Consider the following 17,853-nt stretch of genomic DNA (forward strand, 5'->3'; position numbering starts at 1 on the left):
CTACGACCCCGAACCACGCACAGAAGCACCGACCTGAGCCACCGAGATCGGAGTTCCCGTCATGGCCCAAGCCGCAGCCGTGGCCAAAGCCCCGCAGGGCGCCTCGCCGCCCCGGCGCCGAAAGTCAGCGACCCCGCGCAGGCTCCCGTATCTGCTGATCGCGCCCGCCGGGCTGCTGATGCTGGGCTTCATCGCGTATCCCGTCATCAGCGTCTTCTACTACAGCGTCCAGCACTTCAACCCGACCAAGCCCTGGCGCAACGGCTTCGCGGGACTCGACAACTTCGTCACCGCGTTCACCAACGACCCGGACTTCTGGCGCACCCTCGGCTTCAGCCTCCAGTGGGTCGTCGTCCAGGTCGTGCTGCAACTGCTGCTCGGCCTCGGGCTCGCGCTCGTCGTCAACCAGACGTTCGTCGGCCGCGGCATGGCCCGCGCCCTCGTCTTCTCGCCGTGGGCCGTCTCCGGCGTGCTGACCTCGGCCGTCTGGATGCTGCTCTACAACTCGCAGACGGGCATCACGCGGTATCTCGCGGACATCGGCATCGGCAGCTACGGCACGTCCTGGCTGTCGGACACCGCGACCGTCTTCCCCGCCGTCGTCACCGCCGAACTCTGGCGTGGCGTCCCCTTCTTCGCGATCCTCATCCTCGCCGACCTGCAGTCCGTGTCGAAGGACCTGTACGAGGCCGCCGAGGTCGACGGGGCGAGCCGGCTGCGGCAGTTCTTCCACATCACGCTGCCGCACCTCAAGGACGCCATCATCCTGTCCACGCTGCTGCGCGCGGTGTGGGAGTTCAACAACGTCGACCTGCTCTACACCCTCACCGGCGGCGGGCCCGCGGGCGAGACGACCACCCTGCCGCTGCGCATCGCCTCCATCGCCGTCGACAGCCACGACTTCGGCTACGCGTCCGCGCTGACCTCCATCGCCTTCGTGATCCTCCTGTTCTGCTCGATCGTCTATCTGCGCCTGAGCAAGTTCGGGGGCGAGGACAAGTGACCGTCAAGGAAGCCCAGTTGACCGCCACCACGACCGCGCCCGCCATGACGACGGGCGGCGGCCGGCACCGTGCCCCCCTCACCCCCGTCAAGAAGGGGCGCTCCTGGGACGACGTACCGCGCTGGCAGATCTATCTCCCGCTCGGCGTCTACCTCCTCTTCACGCTCGTCCCCTTCTACTGGATGCTGCTCTTCGCGTTCCGGCCCGCGGGATCGACCTCGCTGGTGCCGTGGCCGCTCACCTTCGAGCACTTCGACAAGGTGTGGAACGAGCGGTCCTTCGGGATCTTCTTCCAGAACAGCCTGCTCGTCGGCCTCGCCTCGATGCTGATGACGACGGTCGTGGCGCTGGCCGGCGGCTACGCGCTCGCCCGCTTCAACTTCCGCGTCAAGCAGGGCTTCATGCTGGCGCTGCTGTGCTCGCAGTTCATTCCCGGCGCCCTGATGCTGGTCCCGCTGTTCCAGATCTTCGCCAACCTGCGGATGATCAACTCGCTCGGCAGCGTCATCATCGCCGAGACCGTCTTCCAGCTGCCGCTCACGATGATCCTCATCAGCGGCTTCATCAAGAACGTGCCGTACTCGCTGGAGGAGGCCGCCTGGGTCGACGGCTGCGGACGCTTCCGCGCCTTCTGCGCCGTCGTCCTCCCGCTGCTGCGGCCGGGGTTGATCGCCGTGGGCTCCTTCGCCTTCGTGCACAGCTGGAACCACTTCCTGTTCGCCCTGATGTTCCTCTCCGACCAGGACAAACAGACGATCCCGGTCGGCCTCGCCACCCTCATGGGCGCCGACTCCGTCGACCTGGGCGCGCTCGCCGCCGGCGGTGTCGTGGCCGCGCTCCCCGTGGTGATCGTCTTCGCCTTCATCCAGAAATGGCTCGTCACGGGGTTCAGCGCGGGGGCGGTGAAGGGATGACAAGCACTATGAAGATCGAGTCGATCATGAAGACACGCAACAGTGGCCCGGTGCACGAGCCCGTCCCCGTCGTCCTCGCGGGCGCCCGCGGGCACGGACGCTGGCACCTGAACAACCTGCGCAACCTCGCCGATGCGGGCCGGGTGCGGCTCGCCGGAGTGTGCGAGCTGCGCCCCCTGGACGCGGCGGAACTCGACGGATTCGACGCCGACGGCATCGTGCAGTCCGCGGACTTCGGGGAGCTGCTCGACCGCACCGGCGCCCGGGCCGCGATCATCTGCACCCCGATCCCGACCCACACCGACCTGGCGCTGGTGGCCGCCGAGCGGGGCGTGCACCTGCTCCTGGAGAAGCCGCCCGCGCCGTCGTACGCGGAGTACGAGCGGATGGCGACCGGAGTGGCCGCTGCGGGCATCGCCTGCCAGATCGGCTTCCAGTCGCTCGGCTCGCACGCGCTCTCCCACATCCGGGACCTCGTCCGGGACGGCCTCATCGGCGAGCCCCTCGGCATCGGCGCCGCCGGAGCCTGGGCCCGCGACGAGGCCTACTACCGGCGCGCCCCGTGGGCCGGGCGCCGCCGCCTCGACGACGGCAGCGGCACCGGCCGCACCGTGGACGTCGTCGACGGAGTGCTCACCAACCCGCTCGCCCACGCCGTCGCCACGTCCCTCGCCCTCGACGGTGCGACCGGCGGTGACGACCTCGCGTCCGTCCGCACCGAGCTGTACCGCGCCAACGCCATCGAGGCCGACGACACCTCGTACGTGGAGCTGACCACCCGCACCGGATCGCGCGTCACCGTCGCCGCGACCCTGTGCGCCGAGCGGCCCGACGAGCCGTACGTCGTCGTGCACGGCAGCCGCGGCCGGATCACCTTCTGGTACAAGCAGGACCGCGTCCTCGTGCAGCGCGCGGGGCACGGCCCGGAGGAGACCGTGCACGGCCGCACCGACCTGCTGGCCAACCTCGTCGACCACCTCGCCGACGACGGCGCGACGCCGCTGCTCGTGCCGCCCGCCGCGACGGGCGCGTTCATGCGCGTGGTCGAGGCGATCCGGACGGCGCCCGATCCGCTGGCGCTGCCGGACGACGCGTGGAGCGAGGTGCCCGCGGACCGCCCCGGCACCGTGCGCCGCGTGGTGCTCGGCGCCGACGGGCTCGTCGCCGCGAGCGCCGACAGCCTCACCGGGTTCGCCGGGCTCGGCGCGTCCTGGGCCCGCTCGGAAGCGGAGGCCGCGTCGTGACCCGCACCGTGCACGGCCTCGTCACCGCGCCGCTGACCCTGAGCTGCGCGGGCCGCCCCGTCGCCCGCTACGAGATCCGTCCGGAGGCCGAGCGGCGCCTCGCACCCCGCCCGTTCCTGCACCCGGTGACCACCCTCGCCGGCACCCCCGTCACCGAGTTCGCGCCCGCCGACCACCGGCACCACCTCGGCGTGGGCGTCGCCGTGCCGGACGTCGCGGGGCACAACTTCTGGGGCGGGCGCACCTACGTCCGCGGCCGGGGCCCCACCGAGCTGGACAACCACGGCGAGCAGCGGCACCGCGAGTTCAAGCTGTGCGACCCGGACGGCTTCGTCGAGGACCTGGAGTGGATCGCGGACGACTGCGTGCCGCTGCTGCGCGAGCGCCGCACCGTCGCCGCCACCCCACTGTGCGGCGACGCCTGGGCGCTGGACTTCACGTTCTCGCTCACCAACCCCTCGGACGCCGGGCTGACCATCGGGAGCCCCGCCACCAACGGCCGCCCCGGCGCCGCCTACGGAGGCTTCTTCTGGCGCGCGCCCAAGGAGGCCGCGGCCCCCGCCGTGTTCACGGCGACCGCGGAGGGCGAGGGCGCGGTGCACGGCCGCACCGCCGACTGGCTGGCCCTGGCGGGCGACGGCTGGACCCTCGTCTTCGCGGGCGCCACCGCCGAGACCCGCCGCGACCCGTGGTTCGTCCGCGCCGACGAATACCCGGGCGTCGGCTCCTCGCTCGCCGCCACCGCCCGCCTGACCGTCGGCCCCGGCGACACCGCCGTACGCCGAGTGATCACGGTGGTCGCCGACGGCACCCTCGACCGCACCCGCGCCGCGGCCCTCGTCCGCAAGGCGGTGACCGCATGACGTACACGCTCGAACCGCACCACCTCCCGTTGGATCCGGAAGAAGAGAGCCGATCATGAACATCCGTGCACGCAGAGGAACGCGCAGCGGCATCCGCAGATCGACGCTGCGCACCGGCACCGCCGTCGCCGTCGGCACCGTCCTCGCCCTGACCGCCACCGCCTGCGGCGACGACGGCAGCGGCGCCGGCGGCGACAAGGGCGACGAGGGCTCGGGCAAGGGCGAGATCACCTTCTGGGACAACAACACGGCCGTGCGCCGCGACGTCTGGATGGAGATCATCAAGGACTTCGAGAAGAAGTACCCGAACATCAAGGTCAAGTACGTCGGCATCCCCGCCGAGAACGTGCAGTCCAAGTACGACACCGCCATCCAGGGCGGCGGACTGCCCGACGTCGGCGGCGTGGGCACCGCGATGCTCGCCGGCATCGCCGCGCAGAACGCCCTCGAACCGCTCGACGAGCGGATAGCCACGAGCTCGCTCAACGGCAAGCTGAGCGACGCCTTCATGGAGTCGGTGAAGGCCGCGGGCGCCGGGGACAAGGTCTACGAACTGCCGACCTCCGCCAACAACGGCGTCCTCTACTACCGCACCGACCTGTTCAAGAAGGCGGGCCTGGACGCGCCCACCACCTGGACCAAGTTCTTCGACGCGGCGGCCAAGCTCACCGACACCGGCAAGAACGAGTTCGGCTACACCATCCGCGGCGGCGAGGGCTCCATCGCGCAGGCCCTCGACGCCACGTACGGGCAGAGCGGCATCACGTCCTTCTGGGACGACAACAACACGAAGACCACGGTCAACGACCCCAAGAACGTGGCCGCGCTGCAGAAGTACGCCGACCTCTACAAGAAGGCGACGCCGTCCGCCGACGTGAACAACGACTTCACGAAGATGGTCGCGCAGTACGACAGCGGCAAGATCGGCATGCTGAGCCACAACCTCGGCTCGTACGGCGACCACGTGAAGGCGTTCGGCACCAAGTTCCGCGGCATCCCCAACCCGACGGGCCCCGGCGGCACCCGCGTCCAGGTCTCCAACCCGGTCGACGGGCTCGGCCTGTTCAAGGCCAGTAAGAACAAGAAGGCCGCCTGGAAGTTCATGGAGTTCGCGGCCTCGCACGCGGAGAACAGCAAGTGGAACGAGTCGGCCAAGCAGATCCCGGCCAACACCGAGGCCGCCAAGGACGACTGGGTGCAGGAGTCCGAGCCCACCAGGCTCGCCGCCGAGGCGCTCCAGTCCGGCACCACGAAGATCGTGCAGCTGCCGTACTACCTGCCCGACTGGAACACCATCTCCAAGGCCGACAACGAGGACGACTTCCAGAAGGTCATGCTCGGCAAGACGACGGCCAAGACCTTCCTCGACTCGCTCGCCGACCAGCTCAACAAGGCGCAGGCCGAATGGAAGCAGCAGGCCAACTAGCGGCCTCAGCAGGGCCGTTCACCCTCGACCGGGCCGGCGGCGGGACGCATCCTGCCCCGCTGCTCCCGCCGCCGGCCCCACCACACCCCGGTCTTTGAAAGGACGGCACACAGCCGTGTCGACCACCCGAAGAACCACCCTGGCCGCCCTCGCCGCCCTGCCGCTCGCGGCGGCCCTCACCTCCCCGGCCGCGGCGCACGGCCGCAAGGACCGGCGGACCCTCTTCGTCGCCGGTGACTCCACCGCCGCCCAGAAGTACCTCGACGCCAAGCCCGAGACCGGCTGGGGCATGGCCCTCCCGCTCTTCCTCGCCGACCGCGTCCGGGTCGCCAACCACGCGGTCAACGGCCGCAGTTCGAAGAGCTTCGTCGACGAAGGCCGCCTCGACGCGATCCTCGCCGCGATCCGCCCCGGCGACCTCCTCCTGATCCAGTTCGCGCACAACGACGAGAAGAGCGCCGACCCCACCCGCTACACCGAGCCCTGGTCCACCTACCAGGACCACCTGCGGCTCTACGTCGACGGGGCGCGGGCCAGGGGCGCCCGCCCGGTGCTCGCCACCGCCGTCGAGCGCAGAAAGTTCGACGCGGGCGGCAACGCCCTGCCCACCCACGGCGACTACCCGGCGGCGATGCGCGCCCTCGCCGAGGCGGAGGGCGTCGCGCTGCTCGACATCCAGGCACTGTCCCTCGCCCTGTGGCAGAAGCTCGGCGTCGAGGACACGAAGACGTACTTCAACTGGACGGCGACCGAGCAGGACAACACGCATTTCAACCCGCCGGGCGCGATCGCGGTGGCCCGCCTCGTGGCCACCGCGCTGCTCGACCGGAAGGCGCTGCCCGCCCGCGACGTGCGCCGCGTCGGCGGCGCGCTCGACGAGCTGGACCCGGCGTGGCAGTCGCGCCTGACCTGGCTCGCCGGAACCACCCCTGCCTGACCCACCCCTGCCTGACCCACCCCCGAACCGCCCCGAGGAGCAGAACAGTGAGACCACTCAGGAAGAGCCAGCACCGACGCGCGGCCGTCGCCGCGGCGGTCGCCGGCTGCACCGCCGTCGTCCTGGGCGTCACCGGCACGGTCGGCACCGCGGGCGCCGCCGAGAGCCGCGGCCACGACACCGCCCGGCAGACCCTCGCCGAGGGCGACGGCTGGGGCTCGGCCACCACCGGCACCACGGGCGGCGCCGCCGCCGACGCCGCGCACGTCTACACCGTCACCACCTGGGCCGAGTTGAAGGCCGCCTTCGCCGAAGGCGGCACCGCGCCCAAGATCGTCAAAATCAAGGGCACGCTCGACGCGGACGGCTCCACCTGCGCCGAATTCGCCGCCGAAGGCTACGACTTCGACCAGTACCTCGCCGACTACGACCCCGCCACCTGGGGCTACGACAAGGAGGTCAGCGGCGAGCAGGAGGACCTGCGCGCCGCGTCGGCCTCCGCGCAGGCCAAGGCCATCAAGGCGAACGTGCCCGCCAACACCACGATCATCGGCGTGGGCAAGAACCCCGGCATCGTCGGCGGCAGCCTCCAGATCAACGGCGTCGACAACGTCATCGTCCGCGGCCTCACCCTGGAGTCCCCGCTCGACTGCTTCCCGCAGTGGGACCCGACGGACGGCGACACCGGCAACTGGAACTCCGAGTACGACGCGGCCGTCGTCTACAACTCGACGCACGTCTGGCTCGACCACAACGAGTTCACCGACGGCGACCACCCGGACTCCACGCTGCCCAGCTACTACGGCCGCATCTACCAGCAGCACGACGGCGAGCTCGACATCGTCAAGGGCGCCGACCTCGTGACCGCCTCCTGGAACGTCTTCGCCGACCACGACAAGACCCTGATGATCGGCAACAGCGACGGCGCGGCCGCCACGGACCGCGGCAAGCTGCGCGTGACCCTGCACCACAACCTCTTCAAGAACCTCGTCGAGCGGGCCCCGCGCGTCCGGTTCGGGCAGGTCGACGTCTACAACAACTCATACGTGGGCGCCGCCGACTACGCGTACTCGTTCGGCATCGGCTTCGAGTCGCAGCTCTACGCGGAGAAGAACGCGTTCACGCTGGCCGAGGGGGTCGGCGCCGGATCGGTCCTGCACCGCTGGAACGACTATCCCCTGACAGCCGTCGACAACCAGGTCAACGGCAAGCGGGTCGACCTCGTCGCCGCGTACAACACCGCCCACGCGGACACTCCGCTCCGCGAGGGAGCGGGCTGGAAGCCGACGCTGCGACGCCATGTGGACCCGGTGAAGTCGGTGCCGCGGGTGGTGAAGAAGGGCGCGGGCCCGGACCGGCTCGGATAGTCCGCATTCTGGCCCTCATCGGCGGCAATTGAGTCAGATCAAGCCCCGCCGGCGAGTGCGGCGCGGGGTCCGGGGCCCAGCCCCGCGACGTGCGCCCAGTCGCCGGCCTCTTCTCCAGGAGCCGCACCATGCAGTCAACACGCCTCGCCAGACGAACCTTCCTCGTCGGCACGGCACTTGCGCTGACCGCCACCACCACCCCAGCCCACGCCACACGTGACCCCTTCGGCCGCTACGGCTCTCCCCGAACCCGCCTGACCCGGCGGACGCTCTACGTCCACCCCCACGGCGAGGGCGACGTCACCACCGTGCAGGCCGCGGTGAACGCGGTCACCGGCCCCGGCCACACCCTGGTCATCGCCCCCGGCACCTACCGGGAAACGGTGAACGTCCCGGCCACGGCCACCGATCTGACCTGGATCGGCGCCTCCGGAGACCCCCGCGACACCGTCATCGTGTACGACAACGCCGCCGGCACCCCGAAGCCCGACGGCTCGGGCACGTACGGCACGACGGGCAGCGCCACCGTCACCCTGCGCCCCGACGGATTCACCGCGCGGCACCTCACCTTCGCCAACGACTGGCTGCGCGCGGACCATCCGGGGATCTCCGGTACGCAGGCGGTGGCGGTCAAGGTGACGGGGGACCGCTCGGCGTTCCTCACGTGCCGCTTCCTCGGTCACCAGGACACCCTCTACGCGGACTCGACGGCGCTCACCGCCTTCGCCCGGCAGTACTTCCACGACTGCTGCGTCGAGGGCGACGTCGACTTCGTCTTCGGGCGCGGCACGGCGGTCTTCGAGCGCTGCCGCTTCCGGACGCTGGACCGCACCGACCTGGCCTCGGCGCCGTACGGCTTCGTGTTCGCGCCGTCCACGGCGGGCGCCAACCCGCGCGGTTTCCTGGTCGTCCGGGGCCGGATCGACTCCACCGCCCCGGCCGCGTACTACAAGCTGGCCCGCCCCTGGGTGCCCAGCTCCGACACGACGGCCAGGCCGGCGCTCGTCGTCCGTGAGTCGCGGCTCGGCCGGGGCATCGACGCGGCCGCGCCCTACGCCAACATGTCGGACAGCTTCCCGTGGCAGGAGCAGCGGTTCGCCGAGTACCGCAACACCGGCCCAGGCGCCGGGCGGCCGACGCCCGCCAACCGCCCGCAACTCACCGCGGAGCAGGCGGCCTCGCACACGCGCGAGGCGTATCTGGGGGACTGGCGGCCGTGGGCGTGAGTCCTCCGGTCAGCCGAGGTGCCAGAGCGCGTAGGTGACGAACAGCAGCACCAGGCCCGCGAGGGTCAGCGCGGCGCCCAGGACGCGGAGGTAGCCGACGGGGGCCATGCCGCGGAGGTCGAAGGCCCAGCTCAGTCCGGCAGAAATGGCGACGACCCCACCCACGGCGAAGAAGCCGAGGAGGACCGGGGAGGTGGCACGGTCGCCGGCGGCGAGGGGAAGGAGGCTCGTCGGGGTCACGGTCACGATGGGGCCTGCATTCTGTGGGTCGAGCGCTTCCTTCGACACTAGAAGGGCGTATTTCAAGGCATGGTCAACACAGCGCCATGCCGGAGCAATAGTGCGGCCATTTCGCTGTCGGTATCGATCGGGTAAAGCCGGTCGCGGGGCTCATGTGATGCGCGTAGACATGCATCCACCTGCACAGAGTCCCCCGTCCCCGACGGCTGCCACAGCCGTCACGGCCAGAAATGGATCAGGTCACCGATGCGCAAGCGCCACATCGCCGCCGCCACAGCGACGGTCGCTTCCCTCGTACTCGCCGGCGTCGTCACCGCGGGCTCCGCCGACGCGGGCGGAGCGAACGAGAAGACCACCGCCGAGCCGCACAACATCGGCCTGCTCATGAAGGAGATCGACTCCTACTACGGCGCGAAGCAGGACGCCGACGGCGTCTGGCAGGCCTCGCCCGACAGCCCGTACGCGCAGGACCTCGCCCGTATCGAGAAGGGCGCGAAGCGGCAGATCGCCGCCGCCGCGCGGCAGCACCACGGCAAGGGCGACAGGCCCGCGATCGTCTTCGACATCGACGACACCCTGCTGCTCAGCCTCGACTACGAGAAGAAGACCAACTACGTCTACAACGACGCCAGTTGGAAGGAGTACGTGGGCAGGGCGAACCGCCCTGCCGTCTTCGGCACGCCCGCGCTCATCCGGTACGCCGAGTCCAAGGGCGTCGAGGTCTTCTACAACTCCGGGCTCGGCGAGGCGCAGCGCTCCGCCGCCGTGGAGAACCTGAAGAAGGTCGGCATCGACGTGAACCTCGACAAGGGCCACGTCTTCCTCAAGGACAAGACCGACCCGCCCGCCTACCTGTCGGACTGCGCCACGGCCGCCGCCTGGAACTGCACCACCGTGCAGTACAAGTCGGGGACGCGGAAGCACATCGAGTCCCTCGGCTACGACATCGTCGGCAACTTCGGCGACCAGGAGTCGGACCTCCAGGGCGGCTACGCGAACCGGACGTACAAGCTCCCGAACCCGACGTACTTCGTGGAGTGACACCGGGCCGGTGCCCCTTCCGGGAGCGTGGTCGTCGGCGTGACCACGCTCCCGGCCCCCGCTCAGTCGTACGTCAGGTCCGACGCGGTGTACCGGCAGTACGTGCCGTCGGGGCCGCTGCCCAGTTCCTTGGGCTCGGCGCCGGTGCTGTTGCCCTCGTACCGGACGCACGGCTTGATCTTCTTGCTGCTGTCGCCGTGGATGCGCACATTGCGCAGGGCCGCCGTGTCGCCGTAGTTCGAGTTGATGCCGACGATCGACTTGCCCGGCGCCGTCACGTCGACGTCGTTGATGGTGATGCTGCGGTTCTTGTACTGGGTCGAGCAGTTGCCGCAGGAGCGGACCAGCTTGCCGAAGTCGGAGACCTGGAACTTGGTGACGACGAGCTTGCCGGCGCCGTTGAACTGGAACACCTTGTCGTCGGCCTTCTTCGCGCCGCCCCCGTACACCGTGTACACGGACGACGTCGACTTGCCCTTGAAGGTGGCGGCGTCCTCGCCGACGTCCTCCCACCACACGTTCTGCAGCGTGCAGCTGCCCGCGCAGTGCACGCCGTCGGCGGCGGGGGAGCCGATGATGACGTTCTTGAGGGTGGCGCCGTCGGCGAGGTTGAAGATCGGGTCCTGGCCCTCGTCCTGTCCGTCGCCGCCGAGGTCCCCGGAGCCGTAGAAGCGCTTGTACCCGCCGTCGTACGTGCCGGAGACGGAGATCGTGCTGCTGACGGCCTTGGTGCCGGTGGCCGACGGCCAGGCGGACGCGGCCCCCGCCGTTCCGAGCATGCCGCTCGTCGCGAGCGCGGCCCCGGTCAGCGTGAGCGCCCCGAGCCCGCCGAGCAGGGCTCTGCGACGGGTGGTGCGGCGGCGATGTGCGTGTCGTGATGTGTTGGTCATGCCCCTCAGTGGTCGCCGCCCGGAAAAGGGTTGCCGCCTCCGAGGGCTACGCGAAATCCCCGCTCACGGAAGCCCGTTGACCGTCGGTGGTCCGTCCGGTGACGGTGTACCGGTCGGCCCCCGCGTCCCGGCCGCCCTCGGCGTGGTTGTACTGCCCGGCGAAGACGTGCTCGCCCACCGGCACCGTACGACCCGGCCGCAGCGTCCACCGGTACACGAGGAACCCGTCCCGCTCGGTGACGGACTCCGTGAAGTCGGCGGCGGGCAGCGAGCGCCAGTGGCCGGTGCTGGCGACCCGCCCGGTCTGCGCGATCCGCAACTCGACGGTCAGTGCGCGCAGTTGGCGTTCCGTCTTGAACGTGACGTTGGACTGCGCCCAGTAGTCGTTGGAGCCGGGGTCCACCGAACCGTCCGCCCACAGCGGCCTGTGCGCGTCCGGCGTCGCGGCCGGGGACACGGCGACCTGCTGCTGACGCGGCGCCGGGTCGGGGCGCAGCGCCCCGCCGACCGTGAAGCCGCCCACGGCGAGCGCCCCCGCGACGCCCGCGGTGACCGCGACGATCCGGCCCCAGCCCACCGCGGGCCGCCGCTCGGGCCCGTCCGCGGCGGGCCGCTCGTGCATGCCCCGCTCGACGCGGGCGAGCATCCGCCCACGGTCGGGACGGTGCGCGTCGGCGGCGTCCCGCAGCCGCTGCCGCAGGTGCTCCTCGCTCATCCACGCCCCCCTTCCGTGGCGTCGAGTGCGGCGCCCACCGACCGCACGTGCCCGGCCGTCCGGCCGCCGTGCTCACTGTGACCGAGCCGGCGCTCCAGCTCGGCAAGCCCCTTCGACGTCTGGCTCTTCACCGTACCGACCGAGACGCCGAGGGTGAGCGCGGTGTCCTTCTCGGACAGGTCGAAGGCGTGCCGCAGCACCACGCAGGCCCGCTTGCGGAAGGGGAGTTCGCGCAGCGCGTCCTGCACGTCGACGACCGCGGGCACGTCGGGGCCCTCGGTGCGGTCCTGCCGTCCCGACCAGAAGAGGGCCACGCGGCGCCGCTCGCGCACCGCGCTGCGGATCCGGGTGCGCGCCAGGTTGGCGACGACGCCGCGCGCGTACGCCACCGGATGCTCGGCGGCCCGCACCCGGTCCCAGCGGTGCCAGAGGGCGAGCAGGGCGTCCGCCGCGAGATCGTCGGCGGCATCCGCCTCACCCGTCAACAGGTGCGCGAGGCGGGCGAGTTCGCAGTGGTGCCGTTCGAAGAAGGCATGAAACTCGGCGGAGGAGGAGTCGTCCCCGGTGTCCACGACCGTGCTCACACATTCCCTCCCTCACAGTGGCGGCCCGATGGGGGATGCGTGAGCGTACCAGCGTTGCGTACGACGCACCGAAGGGTGTCCGTGGTATCGGACACCCTTCGGTGCGTGCGTAATTGACGAGGCGTCAGCCGTTGATCAGCTCTTCAGCGCCGCCTCCATCATGGCCTTGGCGATCGGCGCCGCCAGGCCGTTGCCGCTGACCTCGGAGCGGGCCGCGTTCGACTGCTCGACGAGCACCGCCACGGCGACCTTCTTGCCGGTCGAGTCGTCCTTCGCGTACGAGGTGAACCAGGCGTACGGGGTCTGGCTGTTGTTCTCTCCGTGCTGCGCCGTACCCGTCTTGCCGCCGACCGTCGCGCCGGAGATCTTCGCGTTCGTACCGGTGCCCTCGGAGACCACGGTCTGCATCGCGGACTGCAACTGCGTGGCGGTCCGCTCGCTGACCACCCGGGTGTTGTCGTCGTCCGCGAACGACTTGATCGCGTCGCCGTCCGCGTCCGTCACCTGCGACACCATGTGCGGGGACGACTGCTCGCCGCCGTTGGCGATCGTCGCGGAGACCATCGCGATCTGCAGCGGCGTCGCCGTCACGTCGAACTGGCCGATGCCGGACAGGGCCGTCTGTGCCTCGTCCATCTTCGACGGGTAGTTGCTCTTGGCGGCCCGCACGGGCACGTCCTGCTTGGAGTCGTTGAAGCCGAACTTCTCGGCCATCGCCTTGACCTTGCCCTTGCCGAGGTCGACCGCCAGCTTGCCGAAGACGTTGTTGCAGGAGTACTGCAGCGCCGTCCGGATCGTGGCGTTCTCACAGGGCGCGGACGCGCTCTCGTTCCTCAGGTACGTGGTGGTGCCCGGCATCTTGTACGGGTTCGGGGAGTCGGTCTTCTCGTCGATCGACGAGTACAGGCCGTTCTCCAGCGCCGCCGCGGCGACCACCAGCTTGAACGTGGAGCCGGGCGGCAGCGCCTGCTTGAGTGCCCGGTTCGTGGTCGGCGAGTCCTTGTCCTTGGCGAGCTGCCGCCACGCCGCTGCGTCCGAGGAGCCCGAGCCGCTGATCTTCGACGGGTCGAACGACGGCGTCGACACCATGCCGAGGACCCTGCCGGTGTCCGGGTCGATGGCGACCGCGGCGCCCTTCTTGTCGCCGAGCGCGCTGTACGCGGCCTTCTGCACACCCGGTTCGACCGTCGTGATCACGTCACCGGGGCTGGTGGCCTTGCCGGTGAGCGTGTTCAGCGGGTTCTTCAGCTGGGTGTCGGTGCCGTCCAGCACACTCTGGTAGATCCCCTCGAGCTGGGTGGCGCCGTACACCTGCGAGGTGTAGCCGGTCACCGCCGAGTACAGCGAACCGTCCGTGTAGGTCCGCTTGTACTTCAGGTCGCTGGAGCCGCCCGCCTTCGCAGAGCCGGTCACCGCCTTTCCGCCCACGATGATGTCCCCGAGCGGATTCGCGTACTGCGAGATCGTCTTCCGCCGGTTGTTGTCGCTGTTGGCGAGGGCCTGCCCGTCGTAGAACTGCACCCAGGTCGCCCTGACCAGCAGGGCGAACACGAGGAGCAGCGTGAAGACGGAGGCGCGCCTGATCGTCTTGTTCATTGCGTACGAAAAGACGAGTGGACCGGCGCGATTCGTTCCTGCCAGTGCGTTTTCTCACCGTACGTTCATATGGGGACGCGGCACCGGCGTTGCGGTCGCGGGGCTCTGCCCCGGGCCCCGCGCCTCAATCGCCGGCGGGGCTTGATTCTCAGAGCCGACGGGTCGCCAGGGTCAACCGGTCCCGGGCGTCGAACAGCGCGTCCTTGACCATCTGCTCGTGGGCGGGCGTGAGGCGGGCCACCGGGACGGAGCAGGAGATCGCGTCGCGGGCCGGGGTGCGGTAGGGGATCGCCACGCCGAAGCAGCGCAGGCCCAGCGTGTTCTCCTCGCGGTCGACCGCGAAGCCCTGCTCCCGGATCTGGTGCAGCTCCTCGATGAGCTTCTCGCGGTCCGTGATCGTGTTCTCGGTCAGCGAGGGCAGCGTCTGGGGCAGCAGCTTGCGGACCTGCTCGTCGGTGTGGGTGGCGAGCAACGCCTTGCCCAGCGACGTGGAGTGCGCGGGCAGCCGGCGGCCGACGCGGGTGAAGGGGCGCAGGTAGTGCTGCGACTGGCGGGTGGCGAGGTACACGACGTTCGTGCCGTCGAGCCGGGCCAGGTGGATCGTCTCCGTCGTGTCGTCGGAGAGCCGGTCGAGGGTGGGGCGGGCCGCCGCCACGACCTCGTCCCCGTCGATGTACGAAGTGCCGACGAGCAGGGCGCGGACGCCGATGCCGTACCGCGTGCCGGTCGCGTCCGTCTCGACCCAGCCGAGGTCCACGAGCGTGCGCAGCAGCATGTAGAGGCTGGACTTCGGGTAGCCCACGGCCTCCTGGACCGCGGCCAGGGAGTGCATTCCGGGGCGGCCCGCGAAGTACTCGAGCAACTCCACGGTCCGCACCGCCGACTTGACCTGTCCGCCGCCTGCCGCGGCCCCCGTCTCGTCTGCCGACATCGCCCTTGACCCCTTCGTTCGACGAGAAATAGTCTCGGAGAGTAGTTCATCATCAGAGACAGCGTTCAGTATATCGAACGATCCTCGCCGCTCACCTGGTGAGCGGCGAGAAAAGCTGGAGGAATTCGCCGTGGCAGCAACACCAGTCTGGAGCGTCGACCCGCGAACCGGGAAGCAGCGGGAACAGGTCGCGGTCGAGGCCACGGCCCAGGAGGTGGACGAGGCGGTCCGCGCCGCCGAGGGCGCCCGTGCCGCGCTCGTCGACCGCGCCGTCCGCGCCGCGTTCCTGCGCACCGCGGCCGACCGCCTCGAAGAGGCCAAGGACCACCTCGTCGAGGCGGCGGACGCGGAGACCGCGCTCGGCCCGGTCCGGCTCACGGGCGAGCTCGCCCGCAGCTGCTTCCAGCTGCGCAAGTTCGCCGACATCGTCGACGAGGGCGCCTTCCTCGGCGTCGTCATCGACCACCCCGACGACACGGCGACGCCGCCCATCCCGGACCTGCGCCGCTACAAGATCCCGCTGGGCGTCGTCGCGGTCTACGCCGCCTCGAACTTCCCGTTCGCCTTCTCCGTGCCCGGCGGCGACACGTCGAGCGCCCTCGCGGCCGGCTGCCCGGTCGTCGTCAAGGCGCACCCCGACCACCCGGCCACCTCCGAGCTGGTCGCCGCCACCATCCGCAGGGCCGCCGCCGAGCACGGCATCCCGGAGGGCGTGCTCGGCCTCGTGCACGGCTTCGACGCGGGCGTCGAGCTGGTCAAGCACCCGCTGGTCTCCGCGGCCGGCTTCACCGGTTCCGTACGCGGCGGGCGGGCGCTCTTCGACGCCGCCGCGGCCCGGCCGAACCCGATCCCGTTCCACGGCGAGCTGGGCTCCCTGAACCCGGTCGTCATCACCGAGGCCGCGGCCACCGAGCGCCCCGAGCAGATCGGCACCGGCCTCGCCGGCTCCATGACGCTCGGCGTCGGCCAGTTCTGCGTGAAGCCCGGTCTCGTCTTCGCGCCGAAGGGGGAGGCGGGTGACAGCCTCGTCAAGTCCCTCACGGCCGCCGTCAGCGACACCGAGGCCGGCGTCCTGCTCGACCACCGCATGCGCGACAACTTCGTCGCGGGCGTCGCCCAGCGCGCCGAGCTCCCGGACGTCGACGCCCCGGTGACCCCCGGCGCGGGCGGCGAGCACACGGTCGCGCCCGGCTTCCTCACGGTCCCGGCCACCCGGCTCGCCGTCGAGGGCGGGGCGCACGACCTGCTCCTGGAGGAGTGCTTCGGCCCGGTGACCGTCGTCGCGCGCTACGAGTCGGCCGACGAGATCACGGCCGTCCTCTCCCGCCTGCCCGGCAACCTCACGGCGACGGTCCAGCTGTCCTCGGGCGAGGCCGCGGGTGAGGGCCGCGGCGCCGAGATCCTCGCGGAGCTGACCCCGATCGCGGGCCGCGTCCTGGTCAACGGCTGGCCGACCGGTGTCGCCGTCGCCCCCGCCCAGCACCACGGCGGCCCGTACCCGGCGACGACCTCCACGTCCACGTCCGTGGGCGGCACGGCGATCGAGCGCTGGCTGCGCCCGGTCTCGTACCAGACGACGCCGGAGGCGCTGCTGCCGCAGGAGCTGCGCGACGACAACCCGCTGGGCCTGCCGCGCCGCTTCAACGGCCGCCTGGAGAACTGACGAACCGGGTACCGGCCAACTGGAAGACTGGGGTCATGGACCTCGAAATACCGCCCCTGCCCTTCCCGTTGCGCACCTACGGACCGGACGGCCACTGGTCGTACGAGGACGGGGTGCTCACCGGGTGGGCGGGGCCCCGCCAGGACCGCTTCGTGCCGCCGACCGGGGCCGCGCTCGAACCCGCATCGGACGCGCCGCGCCTGCTCGGGACCCCGGACGGCGACTTCCAGCTGATCGCCCGCGTCACCGTCGGCTTCGCCGCCGCCTTCGACGCGGGCGTGCTCTATCTGCACGTGGGCGACCGGGAGTGGGCGAAGCTCTGCTTCGAGCGGTCCCCGGACGAGCCGACCGTCTGCACGGTCGTCACGCGCGGCCACTCCGACGACGCGAACGCCTTCGTGGTGCCGGGCTCCTCGGTGTGGCTGCGGATCAGCCGCACCGGCTCCGCCTTCGCCTTCCACGCGTCGACCGACGGCGAGCGGTGGACCTTCGTGCGCATCTTCTCCCTGGGCGACGAGAAGTCCGCCGCCTCGGCCCTGGTCGGCTTCCTCGCCCAGTCCCCGGTGGGGGAGGGCTGTGTGGTCACGTACGACCACATCGAGTACCGGACGACGTGGCCGAAGGGACTGAAGGACGGCTCATGATCATCACCGCCCGTGTGCGCGAAACCCGCCGGGCCCGTCGTGCGTCCTTCGGATCATGATCCGTACCGCCGTAGCCGCCGACGCCCCCACCCTCGCGGCCCTGCACCGCAGGGCCCGCGCCACGTACTACCCCGAAGGAATCCCGGAGGACGACGACCCGCAGCAGTGGGTCGAGCGCTGGACGCAGGCCATAGCCCGGCCGCGCGGGCACGTCCTGGTCTGCGTCCGGGACGGCGTCGTCGTCGGGCTGGCCTCCTTCCGGCGGCCCGAACAGGCACCCGCAGACACCGTCGTCCTCTACCAGCTCCAGGTGGACCCCGAGCACTGGCGCCGCGGCATCGGTTCCGAGCTGCACGCGGCCTGCGCCGAGCAGTGGGCGGCCGACGGCGTCGCGGAGGTCCACCTCATCGTGCACGGCGACAACACCCGCGCCCGGGCGTTCTACGCGCGGCACGGCTGGGTCGACGAGGGCATCGAGGCCGCCGGCGGGACGCACCACCGGATGCGGCTCACCCTGCGCGGGGAATGACCGGAGGCCGCATCCGGTTGTACGGGGACGGGCCGGGCAC

At 70.9% G+C, this 17,853-nt stretch carries 18 protein-coding genes; 12 read left to right on the forward strand and 6 right to left on the reverse strand.

The genetic code is table 11. The annotated features are described in order from the left end of the window. Nucleotides 1–61: 61 nt before the first annotated feature. The 8 genes from ACY34M_RS05710 (at nucleotide 62) to ACY34M_RS05745 (ending at nucleotide 8,980) form a co-directional block, all read left to right on the forward strand. Nucleotides 62–1,003 carry a carbohydrate ABC transporter permease gene (locus tag ACY34M_RS05710; RefSeq protein ID WP_462718823.1) on the forward strand — a complete coding sequence of 314 codons (942 nt, stop codon included), beginning with the start codon at nucleotides 62–64 and terminating at the stop codon, nucleotides 1,001–1,003. A 44-nt stretch (nucleotides 1,004–1,047) separates the two neighbouring features. Next, on the forward strand, nucleotides 1,048–1,917 hold the full coding sequence (locus ACY34M_RS05715; protein WP_462718931.1) for a carbohydrate ABC transporter permease: 870 nt from the start codon (nucleotides 1,048–1,050) through the stop codon (nucleotides 1,915–1,917). An 8-nt stretch (nucleotides 1,918–1,925) separates the two neighbouring features. Next, the gene (locus ACY34M_RS05720) at nucleotides 1,926–3,161 is read left to right on the forward strand and encodes a Gfo/Idh/MocA family protein (protein ID WP_462718824.1); all 1,236 of its coding nucleotides are present in this window, start codon (nucleotides 1,926–1,928) and stop codon (nucleotides 3,159–3,161) included. Beyond that, complete coding sequence (locus tag ACY34M_RS05725; RefSeq protein ID WP_462718825.1) at nucleotides 3,158–4,024, forward strand: DUF6807 domain-containing protein; 867 nt, start codon at nucleotides 3,158–3,160, stop codon at nucleotides 4,022–4,024. The genes ACY34M_RS05720 and ACY34M_RS05725 overlap by 4 nt, the downstream gene beginning before the upstream one ends. Nucleotides 4,025–4,079: 55 nt before the next feature. Continuing rightward, entirely contained in the window at nucleotides 4,080–5,450 is a 1,371-nt protein-coding gene (locus ACY34M_RS05730; protein WP_462718826.1) for an ABC transporter substrate-binding protein, read from the forward strand. 115 nt (nucleotides 5,451–5,565) lie between these two features. Next, nucleotides 5,566–6,387 carry a rhamnogalacturonan acetylesterase gene (locus tag ACY34M_RS05735; RefSeq protein WP_462718827.1) on the forward strand — a complete coding sequence of 274 codons (822 nt, stop codon included), beginning with the start codon at nucleotides 5,566–5,568 and terminating at the stop codon, nucleotides 6,385–6,387. Between the two features lie 47 nt (nucleotides 6,388–6,434). Further along, the gene (locus tag ACY34M_RS05740) at nucleotides 6,435–7,754 is read left to right on the forward strand and encodes a pectate lyase family protein (protein ID WP_462718828.1); all 1,320 of its coding nucleotides are present in this window, start codon (nucleotides 6,435–6,437) and stop codon (nucleotides 7,752–7,754) included. Nucleotides 7,755–7,882: 128 nt separating this feature from the next. Beyond that, nucleotides 7,883–8,980 (forward strand): pectinesterase family protein, encoded by a 1,098-nt coding sequence (locus ACY34M_RS05745; protein ID WP_462718829.1) that lies wholly within the window; start codon nucleotides 7,883–7,885, stop codon nucleotides 8,978–8,980. 9 nt (nucleotides 8,981–8,989) lie between these two features. On the opposite strand, the gene ACY34M_RS05750 is transcribed toward ACY34M_RS05745, so the two are convergent. Next, on the reverse strand, nucleotides 8,990–9,220 hold the full coding sequence (locus ACY34M_RS05750) for a hypothetical protein (protein WP_462718830.1): 231 nt from the start codon (nucleotides 9,218–9,220) through the stop codon (nucleotides 8,990–8,992). Between the two features lie 246 nt (nucleotides 9,221–9,466). Between ACY34M_RS05750 and ACY34M_RS05755 the strand changes: the two genes are divergently transcribed. Beyond that, nucleotides 9,467–10,261: an HAD family acid phosphatase gene (locus tag ACY34M_RS05755; protein WP_462718831.1), complete on the forward strand. Its 795-nt coding sequence runs from the start codon at nucleotides 9,467–9,469 to the stop codon at nucleotides 10,259–10,261. A gap of 62 nt (nucleotides 10,262–10,323) precedes the next feature. Here the strand turns inward: ACY34M_RS05755 and ACY34M_RS05760 are convergent, their stop codons facing one another. The 5 genes from ACY34M_RS05760 to ACY34M_RS05780 all read right to left on the reverse strand — a co-directional run bounded on the left by ACY34M_RS05760 (nucleotide 10,324) and on the right by ACY34M_RS05780 (nucleotide 14,977). Further along, complete coding sequence (locus tag ACY34M_RS05760) at nucleotides 10,324–11,151, reverse strand: pectate lyase (RefSeq protein WP_462718832.1); 828 nt, start codon at nucleotides 11,149–11,151, stop codon at nucleotides 10,324–10,326. Nucleotides 11,152–11,197: 46 nt separating this feature from the next. Beyond that, nucleotides 11,198–11,866: a hypothetical protein gene (locus tag ACY34M_RS05765; protein WP_462718833.1), complete on the reverse strand. Its 669-nt coding sequence runs from the start codon at nucleotides 11,864–11,866 to the stop codon at nucleotides 11,198–11,200. Further along, nucleotides 11,863–12,450, reverse strand: a complete 588-nt coding sequence (locus tag ACY34M_RS05770; protein WP_462718834.1) for a SigE family RNA polymerase sigma factor — start codon at nucleotides 12,448–12,450, stop codon at nucleotides 11,863–11,865. Before ACY34M_RS05770 ends, ACY34M_RS05765 begins: the two co-directional genes overlap by 4 nt. A gap of 135 nt (nucleotides 12,451–12,585) precedes the next feature. Next, nucleotides 12,586–14,046: a peptidoglycan D,D-transpeptidase FtsI family protein gene (locus tag ACY34M_RS05775; protein WP_462718835.1), complete on the reverse strand. Its 1,461-nt coding sequence runs from the start codon at nucleotides 14,044–14,046 to the stop codon at nucleotides 12,586–12,588. A 148-nt stretch (nucleotides 14,047–14,194) separates the two neighbouring features. Further along, on the reverse strand, nucleotides 14,195–14,977 hold the full coding sequence (locus ACY34M_RS05780) for an IclR family transcriptional regulator (RefSeq protein ID WP_462718836.1): 783 nt from the start codon (nucleotides 14,975–14,977) through the stop codon (nucleotides 14,195–14,197). Between the two features lie 130 nt (nucleotides 14,978–15,107). On the opposite strand from ACY34M_RS05780, the gene ACY34M_RS05785 reads away from it, so the two are divergent. From ACY34M_RS05785 to ACY34M_RS05795, 3 genes are read left to right on the forward strand one after another with little or no spacing between them, the layout of a single operon-like run. Next, nucleotides 15,108–16,640: an aldehyde dehydrogenase (NADP(+)) gene (locus ACY34M_RS05785; RefSeq protein WP_462718837.1), complete on the forward strand. Its 1,533-nt coding sequence runs from the start codon at nucleotides 15,108–15,110 to the stop codon at nucleotides 16,638–16,640. 35 nt (nucleotides 16,641–16,675) lie between these two features. After that, nucleotides 16,676–17,284, forward strand: a complete 609-nt coding sequence (locus ACY34M_RS05790) for a DUF1349 domain-containing protein (RefSeq protein ID WP_462718838.1) — start codon at nucleotides 16,676–16,678, stop codon at nucleotides 17,282–17,284. 55 nt (nucleotides 17,285–17,339) lie between these two features. Next, complete coding sequence (locus ACY34M_RS05795) at nucleotides 17,340–17,813, forward strand: N-acetyltransferase family protein (RefSeq protein ID WP_462718839.1); 474 nt, start codon at nucleotides 17,340–17,342, stop codon at nucleotides 17,811–17,813. Nucleotides 17,814–17,853: the final 40 nt, after the last annotated feature.

This window comes from Streptomyces sp. EDA2-14 (genome assembly GCF_054963755.1).